The following is a 12,723-nucleotide window of genomic DNA, read 5'->3' on the forward strand; positions in this document are numbered from 1 at the left end:
GCGCCGGGCAGCCCCCGGCAGCACCACCATGCGGACGGGCGGACCCCGATCCCCGGTGGATCACTTCGCGGAGGCCGTCTGAACCGGCTCGTCCGGGCGGGCCGGGGCTTCTGCCGGGGGCGAGACACCGGCAGGGTCCGGAGCATCGCCGTGGGCCGGGGTGTCGTCGCGGGCCGGGGTGTCGCGGCCGGGCACCGGCATCGGGACGGGGAGCGGATGCTCACGGGCTTCCGCCGGTACGGGGGCGGGCCCGGCTCCGGAGCCGGTGGGCGGTGCGGACAGCGGGGTGCTCAGCCACCCCGGCTCGGCCTCGCCCGCCCCGGACCGTTCGGGGCCGCGGTGTCCGTCGGAGTCGTCGGGCGCGAAGTCGGGCATCAGACCGCCGGAGGCGGACTTCATCACGGACCAGCGTGCGCGGCGCACCTCGTCGGTGTGCCATGCGGGGTCCGGACCGTGGCCGCGGGCGGCGAGCACGGCGGCCCGCACGGCCCGCGCCGCGGCAGCAGCCGCCCGGCGCGCGCGGTACCGCGTCCACCAGCCGACCCCCAGCGCGGTGGGCAGTCCGACACCGGCCATCCAGGCGCAAGCCGCGCCTCCGGCCTGCCACCAATGAGGACCCACATGGGCCAGCGTCCCGTTGCCGAGGGGGCCGCTCGCACTCGCGGTGAGCAGCGCCACGGCGGCCCCGCAGAGCACCCCGGCGAGCAGGACGGTCACGACGGTGGCCCGCCAGCCCGGGGCACCCCGCGGCGCTCGGCCGGGCCCGGGTCCGACAGCCACCTCGGAACGCCCGATCCACCAGCCGCACAGCAGACCCCCCAGCAGGGGCACCAGACCCGTCAGACACCACTGCGTCACGCTGCCGGCACCCTCTTCCGGTACGGCGGCCAGCAGCGGAAACGGAGGGAGCGGCGGGGCCGCCGTCGTGGCGAGCGGGCCCGCGACGCTACCGGCGCCCAGCGTGAATCCGGGGCCCAGGACGTAGGCCGCCGCCCACAGCGCCGCGTTGGGCAGCAGCGCGACCGTGAGCAGCAGCAGCCCGAGGTGCCCGGACGCGCTTCCGGCGAGCTGCGGGAACGCGCCGAACACCGCGCGGGCGTTCCAGACCAGGACAGCGGCCAGCAGCGCGGCGCCGCCGGCGCACAGCACCACGGTGGCCGTACCGGCGGCCTGTACGGCCACGGTCGCCCGCTCCCGGGTGACTGCGCGGAGGCTGCCGCGCACCCAGCCGCGGGCCGGATCCGGCAGCCGCGCGAGAAGAGGGGCCCAGCTCCTTGCGGGCGCCTGGGGAGGCAGGCAGCGGACCGCGCACAGCCCCGTCACCAGCAGGGCGAACAGCGGCAGGTGACAGGCCGCGCTGACGGGTTCCGCCTCGAGCGGACCGCCGGAGGCGGAGGCCAGTACGGCGGCGGTGACCAGGAGATAGCCGCCCGACACCCACACCGCCACCTCCGGTGGCCCGTAGTCCTCGTCCGCGGTCGGCCGGGCGTCCAGCGCCTCCCGCGTGGCGCGCCACAGCAGCGACACGGGTACCGCCGTCAGCAGCAGGGGTGTCACTCCCACGGGTACCGCTGGGCCGGTCGGTGCTTCCCGCCGCACGAGCTCCGCGCCGTGCGCCAGCAGCCACAGGTCCGCCGCCGTGCGCAGGGCGTCGTCCGCTCCTCCGACGGGATACGGCGAGACGGTCCACAGCAGCAGGACGACGACGGCGGACAGGCCGAGCCCGAGCCCGGCGGCCACCGCACCGCCCAGCAACCATCCGCTGGTGAGGGGCAGGAGACGGGGGCGGCGGCGGCCCGAGGAGAGCGACGGACCGCGGTGCGTCAGAGGGCTCACAGCGCCATGCTGCCAAGAACACCCGTTTTGCCCCAGTAGCAGGCATTTTGTCGCTGTGTCGCACAAGCTATGCGGTATGCCTCTCTCTTCCTCCCCCGACGACGACCGGAACCCGGCCCGGCCCCGTCCCGCGGAATCTCCCGATACGCCCTCACCCGGAGTGACTCCGCCCGCGCGGACTCCGGCGAAAGCGCGAACGAGGACTCAGGCAGAAGCGGGGGCGGGGAAGAGGCCGGCGAGGGACGGGAAGAAGCGCGCGGAGAAGACGGCGCACGGGACGAGGAACCGGAAGAAGGGGAAGCGCTCCCCCGAGGGCCGGGCGGCGGCTTCCGCCCCGGCGCGCCTGGAGAAGCGGCTTCCCGACACGGAGCCCGGTGCGGTCGAGACCTCGCCGTCCTCGGAACCGGCACGGGCCCCGAAGACGGCCGCCCGGGCCCCGGCAGCCGACGCGCCGGCCCCGGAGACGACACAGGCCCGGCCCGCATCCGACCCCGCACCCGACCCCGCGGGCGAACCCGCACCCGCACCCGGGCCCGAACCCGGCCCGGAACCCGGCTCCTGGTCCGCAACCGAGCAGGCGCCGTCCGAGCAGAAGCAGCCGGAGACACGGGCAGAGAGGGCGCAGGCACAGGCACAAGCGCAGGCGCAGGCACAGGCACAGGCACAAGCGCAGGCGCAGGCGCAGCCGCAGCCGCAGCCGCAGCCGCAGGGCGGGGACGAAGGGGAACCCCTCACCCCGACCCCGCGGAGCGAAGCACGGCCGCAGACCGGCTCGCCGCGGGTTCCGGCGCCGGCGCCGCGGAGCGAGCCGGAGCCGCGGGTCGAGGTGCCGGCGGACGTACCCGGCCCGGTGGAGGACTTCGTCCGGTCGGCCCGGCGGCCGACGGTACTGCCGGACGATCCGGTCGCCGCGTTCGACGAGCTGTACCGGTGGCAGGCGCGGGCGCTCACCCGGCAGGCTCTTCTGCTGTGCGGACACCGCCGGGTGGCGGAACGGGCCGTGCGCTGGGCGTTCCACCAGGCGTGGCAGCACTGGCCGAAGGTGCTGGCAGGGGGCGATCCGACCCGGACGGTACGGGCGACGGTGTACGAGTACGCGCTCTCGCCCTGGCATCGGTTTCATCCGAGACATCGCAGACCCGAGGTGTGCCGGGGTTCGTCGGGCGACAGCGCGGTGCTGGAGTCGTTCCTGGAGCTGCCGCGCAGCTATCGGGCCGCGCTGCTGCTGCATTACGGGCTGGGGCTGACCCTGGCCGAGACGGCCGCCGAGGCGGAGTGCAGCACCGAGGCGGCGGCCGGGCGGATCGCGCACGGGCGGGCGGCGCTGGAGGAGAGCTGGCCGCCGCTGGCGCGGAAGCCGCGTCGGCAGCGGGGTGCCGTGCTGGCCCGTAGCCTGCGCGAGCTGGCCGCAGCGCAGCCGGTACGCCCGGTCCCCGCCCAACTGGTGCGGGGCGGCAGCTCGCGGACGACGCGGCTGTGGACACGCGCTTCGGTCGGCCTGACGGCGGCGGTGGCCGCGGCGACCGCGTTCACCCTGCTGACGACCCAGAGCGGGGACAGCGCCCCGGCGCCGGAGCGGGAGCGGGTGCCGCGGGGGACGTTCGCACCGGCGACGCTCCCCGGCGGGCCGGAAACGGGGGCTGGGACGGGGTCGGGTACGGGGCTGGGGCCGGGGGGTGGGAGGGGGACGAACGCGCATTCCGCTCCCACGAGTGAGCGGAACAGCGCGGGCTCCTCGGTCCGGGCACCGGCCGCAGGAACCGGGCAGGCGTATCTCCCACAGCTCCGTTCCACCAACACCCGGGGGCATCTGCACGACTTCCCGTAGCCGGGGCGCGAACCCTCCGTCCGGGACGGACGGGGCCGGACACACCGACGGGCCCGCGCCCCGGAGGGTGCGGGCCCGTCGAGCGGCTGAAGCCGGGCACGCCCAGGCGTCAGGACGCGCCCAGGTGTCAGGCGCTGAGGCGCTCCCGCGCGAGCCGCGCGGTCTCGGACGGGGTCTTGCCGACCTTCACGCCCGCGGCCTCCAGGGCCTCCTTCTTCGCCTGCGCGGTGCCGGAGGAGCCGGAGACGATGGCGCCCGCGTGGCCCATGGTCTTGCCTTCCGGCGCGGTGAAGCCCGCGACGTAGCCGACGACCGGCTTGGTCACGTTCTCCTTGATGAAGTCGGCCGCACGCTCCTCGGCGTCGCCGCCGATCTCGCCGATCATCACGATCAGGTCGGTGTCCGGGTCGGCCTCGAACGCCTTGAGGGCGTCGATGTGGGTGGTGCCGATGACCGGGTCACCGCCGATGCCCACGCAGGTCGAGAAGCCGATGTCGCGCAGCTCGTACATCATCTGGTACGTCAGCGTGCCGGACTTCGAGACCAGGCCGATGCGCCCCGGCTTGGTGATGTCGGACGGGATGATGCCCGCGTTCGACTGGCCGGGGGTGATCAGACCGGGGCAGTTCGGGCCGACGATCCGCGTCGTGTTGCCCTTCTGGGCCGCGTAGTCCCAGAAGTAGGCGGTGTCGTGGACGGCGATGCCCTCGGTGATCACGACGGCGAGGCCGATGCCCGCGTCGACGGCCTCGATGACGGCGTCCTTGCTGAACTTCGGCGGGACGAAGATCACGGTGACGTCGGCGCCGGTGGCCTCCATGGCCTCCTTGACGCCGCCGAAGACGGGCACCTCGGTGCCGTCGAAGTCAACGGTGGTGCCCGCCTTGCGGGGGTTCACACCGCCGACGATGTTGGTGCCGGAGGCCAGCATCCGCTTGGTGTGCTTCTGGCCCTCCGAGCCGGTCATCCCCTGGACGATGACCTTGCTCTCCTTGGTGAGGAAGATAGCCATGGTGTGTCGGTGTCCTCGTTCGGTCTCGTCCGGGCTTACTTGGCGGCCAGCTCGGCGGCCTTGTCGGCCGCGCCGTCCATGGTGTCCACCTGCTGCACGAGCGGGTGCGCTGCGTCGGTCAGGATCTTGCGACCCAGCTCGGCGTTGTTGCCGTCGAGGCGGACGACGAGCGGCTTGCTGACGTCCTCGCCCTTGGACTTGAGCAGCTCCAGTGCCTGCACGATGCCGTTGGCGACGGCGTCGCAGGCGGTGATGCCACCGAAGACGTTCACGAAGACGGACTTGACGTCCGGGTCACCGAGGATGATCTCCAGGCCGTTGGCCATCACCTCGGCGGAGGCGCCGCCGCCGATGTCCAGGAAGTTGGCGGGCTTGACGTTGCTGTGCGCCTCGCCCGCGTAGGCGACGACGTCGAGGGTGGACATGACCAGCCCCGCGCCGTTGCCGATGATCCCGACCTGGCCGTCGAGCTTGACGTAGTTGAGGTTCTTGGCCTTGGCCGCCGCCTCCAGCGGGTTGGCCGCCGCCTTGTCCTCCAGAGCCTCGTGCTCGGGCTGACGGAAGTCGGCGTTGGCGTCCAGCGACACCTTGCCGTCCAGCGCGATGACCTTGCCCTCGGCGGTCTTGACCAGCGGGTTGACCTCGACCAGGAGAGCGTCCTCCTTGACGAAGACGTCCCACAGCTTGACCAGCACGTTGCTGATCTGGTCGACCAGCTCGGCCGGGAACTTCGCGGCCTCGGCGATCTCGCGGGCCTTGGCCTCGGTCACACCCTCGATGGCGTCCACCGGGATCTTGGCCAGCGCCTCCGGCTTGGTGGCCGCGACCTCCTCGATCTCCACGCCGCCCTCGACGGAGGCCATGGCCAGGAAGGTGCGGTTGGTGCGGTCGAGCAGGAAGGAGACGTAGTACTCCTCCTGGATGTCCGCGGTCTGGGCGAGCATCACCTTGTGGACCGTGTGGCCCTTGATGTCCATGCCCAGGATCTGGCCGGCCTTCTCGACCGCGTCCGCCGGGTCGGAGGCCAGCTTGACGCCGCCGGCCTTGCCGCGGCCGCCGGTCTTGACCTGCGCCTTGACGACCGCCCGGCCGCCGAGCCGCTCGGTCACCTCGCGCGCCGCCTCGGATGTCTCGATGACTTCACCGGCCAGCACCGGTACGTCATGCTTGGCGAAGAGGTCCCTCGCCTGGTACTCGAACAGGTCCACGCGCGTCCGTCCCCTTAATCAGTGGTCTCGCGGTCGATGTCAGCGTGGGCGTGCCGCAGGGCCGCGGCGTCCACGGGTCGCGCGGCATGTCCGCCTTGCAGGTTAGCCCTGCGTGCGTGCGGTGCCTAAATCGCACCTCACACATACGCGGTGACAACGGTCACAGCGCACACCAGGAAGGTGTGCGGGGCACCGACCGCCGCCGGGCCCGCACCACCGGGCCGGGCTACTCCGGCACCGGCAGCGGACGCTTCTCGATCGCCGCCGCCATCACCTCCGGGAAGTGGTCCGGCGTACAGGCGAAGGCGGGCGCGCCCATCTCCGCGAGCGCGGCCGCATGGTCCCGGTCATAGGAGGGCGCGCCCTCGTCGGAGAGGGCGAGGAGGGTGACGAACCGAACACCGGACGCCTGCATCGCGGCGACCCGTTTGAGCATCTCCTGCCGTATCCCTCCCTCGTACAGATCACTGATCAGTACGACGACCGTCTCCGCGGGGCGGCTGATCCGGGACTGGCAGTAGGCCAGCGCCCGGTTGATGTCGGTGCCCCCGCCCAACTGGGTGCCGAAGAGCACGTCGACCGGGTCGTCGAGAGCTTCGGTCAGATCCACCACGCTGGTGTCGAAGACGACGAGCCGGGTGTCGAGCGTCCGCATCGACGCCAACACCGCGCCGAACACGGAGGCGTAGACGACGGAGGACGCCATCGAACCGGACTGGTCGATGCAGAGGATGACGTCCTTCTTGACGGACTGCGCCGCCCGCCCGTACCCGACCAGCCGCTCGGGGACGACCGTCCCGTACTCGGGCAGATAGTTCTTCAGGTTGGCGCGGATGGTGCGGTTCCAGTCGATGTCCCGGTGCCGGGGGCGGTTGATCTTCGCGGAGCGGTCGAGCGCACCGGTGAGGGTCGAGCGGGTGCGGGCGGCGAGCCGCTTCTCCAGCTCCGCGACCACCTTGCGCACGACCGCGCGCGCCGTCTCCCGGCTGGTCTCCGGCATCGCCTTGTTCAACGACAGCAGGGTGCCCACCAAATGCACGTCCGGTTCGATCGCCTCCAGCATCTCCGGCTCCAGCAGCAGCGCGGACAGCCCGAGCCGGTCGATCGCGTCGCGCTGCATCACCTGCACGACGGAGCTGGGGAAGTAGGTGCGGATATCGCCCAGCCAGCGCGAGATCCGCGGAGCTGAGGCACCGAGCCCGCCCGAGGTCCCGGCACCGCTGCCGCCGCCGGCCGGACCGCTGCCGCCCGCTCCGCCGTAGACCGCCTCCAGGGCCCCGTCCATCCCGCTGTCGGTGGCGCCCAGCGCGCAGCCGGTGCCGTCCGCCGCGCCACCTCCCAGCACCAGCCGCCAGCGCCGCAGCCGCTCGTCCGGCGCGCCCCCGGTGAGCCGCTCCCCGCCGCACTCCGCTGCCTCTTCGCAGACCGTCATACCCGCGCCCCCTCCCGCTCGTGACTCCCGTCCGCCGCGCCGCCGCCGTCCCCGGCGGATTCGGTGCCGAGCAGCAGCCGCACCGTCTCCAGCACGGACTCGGCCCGCCCCGCCTCCAGCCCGGCACCGAATCCGGGCAACCCCTCGCGCTCGTCGCTCCCCCGGCGGCCCTCTCCCGCGGGACCGCGGCGCACCAGTTCGCCGAGCGTGCGCCGTACTCCCGCCTCGTACTCGGCGAACGTCCGCCGCAGCAGCGGCAGCACATCCGTGAACGCGTCCGCCGGAACGCCCGTCAGCCAGCGGTCCACGAGTGCCAGCAGCCGTTCGTCGTGGACCAGCAGCATCCCGCCGCCCGCGAGGAACCCCTCGATCCACGCCGCGGCCTCCGCCGGAGGCGTCCCCGGTGACAGCGCCAGACTCACCAGCCGTTCCGCCTCGGCGTCCGCCAACTGGCCGTCGTCCAGCAGCAGCCGCGCACAGCGGCCCCGCAGCAGGCCGGGCACCCGGTCCCGGCCTGCGAGGGTGCGCAGCACCGCCCGCCACCGGTCCAGCAGGTTCCCGGTCGCCCCGCCCTCGGTCTCCGGCGCCGCCGCCGCGCCGTCGCCGGCCGGTCGGTCGCGGGCGAGCAGGTTCACCGCCTGGTGCGCGGCATCGAGATGGCCGCGCATCTCGCGGGCGCCCTCGCTGTCCAGCCCCGCGCAGGCGGGCGGCAGGCCGACCCGGACACGCTCGGCCATCCCCTCGGCGACCTCTGCCAGCGCTCCCGCGTCGGTGCCCCGCACATCGCCGTAGCGCAGCGTGCGCACCAGCGCCGGAAGGGCCCGCGCCAGGTGGCCGACGTCGGACTCCAGCGCGGCCCGGTCGGCCAGCACCCGCATCACCACCGGAAGCGCGTCCGGAAGCCGGGCCAGCAGGCACAGTTCGGCCAGCGCGGTGACCTCGGCCAGCGCGGTGCCGGGTTCGACGGCCCGGGACCGTGCCTTGGCGGTGGCCGCCTCGCGCACGGTCGTGCCCCAGATCCCCGCCTCGGCCACCCGCACGGACAGCTCCGGCTCCCAGCACAGCCGCCAGCTCTCCCGGAAGGTGCCGGTACTGCCGCTCCGGGAGCGGACGGGCTCGCCCCAGTCGATGCCCAGCAGCCGGAGCCGGTGCAGCAGCCGGCTGCGTGCCGCGTCGGTCTCCTTGCGCAGATCCAGGTCGAGGTCGCGCGCGGCGGCGGACGGCTTGAGCCGCACCGCGCGCCGGCAGCGGGCGAGGTCGCGTTGGAGGGGGACGGCCGGACCTCCCTCGGGCACCTCTCCCAGCACGTCACCGACCGCGAGCCGGTCCCGGATCAGCTCCAGCGGCACGTCGGAGCCCTCGCACAGCACGGACCGCACCGCGTCCGTCGTCTCCGTCAGCCCGGCCAGCGGGCGTCCGCGCAGCGTGGCCAACGTCCCGGCGAGCCGTACGGCCTCGATGAGGTGCGCCGAGGAGACCTGGTGGTCCTGCTCCCGCAACAGCCCGGCCACTTCGGTCATCCAGCGCTCCACCGGCCGGTCCGGCGCGGTGAAGAGGTGGCGATACCACCCGGGCGAGGCGATGCCCGCGCCGTATCCGGACCGGCGGGCCAGCCGCCGGTGCGTCCAGGGCACCCAGGTGACCTCGGCCTTCACCTTGGGCAGTCCCTTCAGGGCGCGCCGGTCCGCGGTGACCGTGACGGCCTCGGTGAGCGCCGGTACGTGCCAGGCGCCGCAGACCACGGCGGTGGCCGCGTCCCCGAACTCCTTTCGGGCCTCGCGCAGCCGCAGCCGCATGTGCGCCTCCCGAAGGAGGTCCCGCTGGTGGCCGCCCGCGCCGTGCACCGCCCGCAGTTCGGCCATCGCCTCGCCGAGCGCCGCGAACGGCTCGTACGGGTCGGCGCCGGGAGCCGCGCCGCGCCGGTGCTCGACGGCGTCCTCCCACCAGCGCTCCGGGTCGTCGTACCCGGCCGCCTCGGCGAGCGCCGCCAGCGGGTCGAGCCGGACGCCGCTCCCGCCCTCGGGTGCTTCATCGGTGTCGGTGTCCCCGGCGGCACCACCCCCGTCGGTGCCGCCGGGGACCGTCTCCTGCTCGCCCTCGCTCAGGGCGAGCGTGTGGGCGGCGGGCAGGTCGATGAAGCGGACCGGGGCCCCGCGCCGCACGGCCCAGCGGATCGCCACCCATTCCGGTGAGAACTCCGCCAGCGGCCAGAAGGCGGCCCGGCCCGGCTCGTCCACGGCATGGGCCAGCAGTGCCACCGGCGGGACCATGCCGTCGTCCCCCGCCGCTGCGGCCACCGCGTCGGCCTCGGGAGGGCCCTCGATCAGGACGACGCCCGGCTCGTACGCCTCCAGCACGGCACCGACCGCCCGGGCCGAACCGGGGCCGTGGTGCCGGACCCCCAGCAGCAGCGGACCTGCCGCGCCTTCTGCGACAGCCGTCATGCGGACACCTCTCGGCAGGCCCGGTAGAAGTCCTTCCAGCCGTCCCGCTCGCGGACGACGGCCTCGAGGTACTCCTGCCACACCACCTGGTCGGCGGACGGGTCGCGGACCACGGCACCGAGGATGCCGGCGGCCACGTCCCCCGCGCGCAGCACTCCGTCCCCGAAGTGCGCCGCCAGCGCGAGCCCGCCCGTCACGACCGAGATGGCCTCGGCCGTGGAGAGCGTCCCGGAGGGGGACTTGAGCTTCGTACGGCCGTCACCGGTGACTCCCTCGCGCAGCTCGCGGAAGACGGTGACCACCCGGCGGATCTCGTCGAACCCCTCGGGCGCGGGCGGCAGGTCGAGGGAGCGGCCGAGCTGGCCCACCCGGCGCGCCACGATGTCCACCTCCGCCTCGGCGGTCTCCGGCAGCGGCAGCACCACGGTGTTGAAGCGGCGGCGCAGCGCGCTGGACAACTCGTTGACGCCACGGTCCCGGTCGTTGGCCGTCGCGATCAGATTGAACCCGCCGACCGCCTGCACCTCTTCGCCCAGTTCGGGAATGGGCAGGGTCTTCTCCGAGAGCACGGTGATCAGCGTGTCCTGCACATCGGCGGGGATCCGGGTCAGCTCCTCGACCCGTGCCGTCATGCCCTCGGCCATGGCGCGCATCACCGGACTCGGCACCAGAGCCTCGCCGCTGGGCCCCTGGGCGAGCAGTTGCGCGTAGTTCCACCCGTAGCGGATCGCCTCCTCCGCGGTGCCCGCCGTGCCCTGGACCAGCAGCGTCGAGTCGCCGCTGACGGCCGCCGCCAGATGCTCCGACACCCACGTCTTGGCCGTGCCGGGCACGCCGAGCAGGAGCAGTGCGCGGTCCGTGGCCAGGGTGCTGACCGCGACCTCCACGATGCGGCGCGGGCCGATGTACTTGGGGGTGATGACGGTGCCGCCGGGGAGCTCGCCGCCGAGCAGATAGGTGGCCACGGCCCACGGGGACAGCCGCCAGCGGGCGGGCCGCGGGCGGTCGTCGGCCGCGGCGAGGGCCGCCAGCTCCTCGGCGAAGGCCGTCTCGGCGTGCGGCCGCAGCGCTGCGGCGGGAGCGGCCGGGCCGGAGGCCGGCTCTCCCGCGGACTCGGCAGCCGGATCCGTGACAAGGCTCTCGGTCACAATTCCCCCTCGGAGCAGACCGGTTCTGGAAAAAGACAAGGGGATGGCCAAGGAAGGGAACCCCCGCGCCGCAGCGCCTCGGCCGATCCGTGAACCACTCTGCACCCCGGCACTGACAATCGCTCTGACCTGCACTTCCGCCTGGTCGACGGGGGGTTGTCAGTGGCGCCGCCTACCGTCTTCGGCATGGGTGGACAGGCGGTCCGCTGGACGGCGGAGCAGGTAATGGCGCTGGCGCCTGACGATGCGTCACGTCGCGCGGGGAACAAACTCGCCCCACCCGGGCCGTGGACGGAGGCCGGGTGGGGCGACGGCGCGGTCTGGGGGCAGTGCAAGGGCAGTGGAAGCAAGCCGTACCAGACGGTGGTGGATCTCGACGGCGGCCAGGGGCCCGGATACCGGTGCTCCTGCCCCAGCAGGAAGTTCCCGTGCAAGCACGCGCTCGGTCTGCTCCTGCTGTGGGCGGGCGGCGAGACGACGGTCGCGGAGGGGGGCGGGCCACCGGAGTGGGCCGACGGCTGGCTCGGCGACCGCAGGCGACGTGCGGAGCGGAAGGCGGGACGTGCTCCGGCCGGTGCGCCGGACGGGGCGGAGGCCGAACCGGCGGCAGGCACCGGGCAGGGCGCGGACGACGAGGCGCGGGCGGAGGCCGCGCACCGCCGTGCGGCACAGCGCGCCGAGCGGATCACGGCCGGTGCCCAGGAGCTGGAGCAGCGGCTGGCAGACCTGCTGCGCGGCGGACTGGCGGGCGCGGAGCAGCGGGGGTACGCGCCGTGGGAGGAGATGGCGGCCCGCATGGTCGACGCCCAGGCTCCGGGCCTGGCGGCCCGGATACGCGAACTGGGTGCGATACCCGGTTCCGGCGAGGGGTGGCCGGGTCGGCTGCTGGCCGAGTGTGCGCTGCTCCATCTGCTGGTCGGCGGCTGGCGGCGGGCTGCGGAGCTGCCCGCGCCGCTGGCCGACACCGTCCGCACCCGGGTGGGTCTGACCCTGGAGGCTGCCGACCTGCTGGCGGAGAAGCAGGCGCGGGTCCGGGACGAGTGGCTGGTCCTGGCCCAGCGGGACGCCGAAGAGGGCCGCCTGACGGTCCGCCGCGTGTGGCTGTACGGCCGGACGGTGGAACGGCATGCCCTGTTGCTCTCCTACGGCGCGGGCGGCCGCGCTCCGGAGCTGGCGCTGCCGGTGGGCTCGGTGTTGGACGCGGAACTGGCCTACTACCCGGGCTCCGGTTCGCTGCGGGCCGCTCTCGGTCAGCGGTACGGCGCGCCGTTGCCGGGCTTCCAGCCCCCCGGCGCCGGCGTCCGGGAGGCGCTGGAGGACTACGCGGGGACACTCCGGGAGGATCCGTGGGCGGAGAGCCGGCCGTGTGTGCTGGAGGGTGTGCTGCCGGTGCCGCCCTCCGCCACCGAAACGGCGGACGGCACGGCGGGGTCGGGCCAGAGCGGCCGTGCCGGTCAGGGCGCCGCCGGTTGGCAACTTGCGGCGATGGACGAGGAGTCCGCGCTGCCGGTGGCGCCGGGCACCGGTGCGGCGGCCCTGTGGAGACTGCTCGCACTCTCCGCGGAGGGTCCGGTCACGGTCTTCGGCGAGTGCGGCCACCGCGGCTTCGCCCCGCACACGGCCTGGCACGAGGGCCGGGCCGTTCCGCTGTGACGGAGGGGGAGCCGGACATCGGCCGGGACGACGCGGGAACCGTCCCCACCGGGGCGGAGCGGAACCGCGCGGTCGGGGTGGACCAGGGCGCACCCCGCCGGGACGGAGCGGGGCCGCCCGGTGAGAGCGGAGCAGGACCGCGGGGGACGGCGGAGAAGAGGA

At 74.3% G+C, this 12,723-nt stretch carries 8 protein-coding genes; 2 read left to right on the forward strand and 6 right to left on the reverse strand.

The window, feature by feature from the left end:
• Positions 1-60 precede the first annotated feature (60 nt).
• Positions 61-1,836, reverse strand: coding sequence for a DUF6350 family protein (locus P2424_RS26455; RefSeq protein WP_276478213.1), 1,776 nt, complete (start codon positions 1,834-1,836; stop codon positions 61-63).
• Positions 1,837-2,662: 826 nt separating this feature from the next.
• Between P2424_RS26455 and P2424_RS26460 the strand changes: the two genes are divergently transcribed.
• Entirely contained in the window at positions 2,663-3,664 is a 1,002-nt protein-coding gene (locus P2424_RS26460) for a sigma factor-like helix-turn-helix DNA-binding protein (RefSeq protein ID WP_276478214.1), read from the forward strand.
• 127 nt (positions 3,665-3,791) lie between these two features.
• Here P2424_RS26460 and sucD read toward each other — a convergent pair whose 3' ends face one another.
• The 5 genes from sucD to P2424_RS26485 form a co-directional block, all read right to left on the reverse strand.
• A complete protein-coding gene (sucD, locus tag P2424_RS26465; protein ID WP_276478215.1) occupies positions 3,792-4,676 on the reverse strand; it encodes a succinate--CoA ligase subunit alpha in 885 nt (294 codons plus the stop codon).
• Positions 4,677-4,711: 35 nt separating this feature from the next.
• Positions 4,712-5,884: an ADP-forming succinate--CoA ligase subunit beta gene (gene sucC, locus P2424_RS26470; RefSeq protein WP_276478216.1), complete on the reverse strand. Its 1,173-nt coding sequence runs from the start codon at positions 5,882-5,884 to the stop codon at positions 4,712-4,714.
• A gap of 226 nt (positions 5,885-6,110) precedes the next feature.
• Positions 6,111-7,316: a VWA domain-containing protein gene (locus tag P2424_RS26475; RefSeq protein ID WP_276478217.1), complete on the reverse strand. Its 1,206-nt coding sequence runs from the start codon at positions 7,314-7,316 to the stop codon at positions 6,111-6,113.
• Positions 7,313-9,760 (reverse strand): DUF5682 family protein, encoded by a 2,448-nt coding sequence (locus tag P2424_RS26480; protein WP_276478218.1) that lies wholly within the window; start codon positions 9,758-9,760, stop codon positions 7,313-7,315. The genes P2424_RS26475 and P2424_RS26480 overlap by 4 nt, the downstream gene beginning before the upstream one ends.
• The gene (locus P2424_RS26485; RefSeq protein ID WP_276479143.1) at positions 9,757-10,827 is read right to left on the reverse strand and encodes an AAA family ATPase; all 1,071 of its coding nucleotides are present in this window, start codon (positions 10,825-10,827) and stop codon (positions 9,757-9,759) included. The genes P2424_RS26480 and P2424_RS26485 overlap by 4 nt, the downstream gene beginning before the upstream one ends.
• A gap of 267 nt (positions 10,828-11,094) precedes the next feature.
• Between P2424_RS26485 and P2424_RS26490 the strand changes: the two genes are divergently transcribed.
• On the forward strand, positions 11,095-12,561 hold the full coding sequence (locus tag P2424_RS26490; RefSeq protein ID WP_276478219.1) for an SWIM zinc finger family protein: 1,467 nt from the start codon (positions 11,095-11,097) through the stop codon (positions 12,559-12,561).
• The last annotated feature ends 162 nt before the right edge of the window (positions 12,562-12,723 follow it).

This window comes from Streptomyces sp. WMMB303, from assembly GCF_029351045.1.
Taxonomy (GTDB): Bacteria; Actinomycetota; Actinomycetes; order Streptomycetales; family Streptomycetaceae; genus Streptomyces.

Bases quoted from the DNA above. Each gene is read 5' to 3' on its own strand.
- sucD (WP_276478215.1), bottom strand. From the start codon at position 4,676: ATGGCTATCTTCCTCACCAAGGAGAGCAAGGTCATCGTCCAGGGGATG.
- P2424_RS26475 (WP_276478217.1), bottom strand. From the start codon at position 7,316: ATGACGGTCTGCGAAGAGGCAGCGGAGTGCGGCGGGGAGCGGCTCACC.
- P2424_RS26480 (WP_276478218.1), bottom strand. From the start codon at position 9,760: ATGACGGCTGTCGCAGAAGGCGCGGCAGGTCCGCTGCTGCTGGGGGTC.
- P2424_RS26490 (WP_276478219.1), top strand. From the start codon at position 11,095: ATGGGTGGACAGGCGGTCCGCTGGACGGCGGAGCAGGTAATGGCGCTG.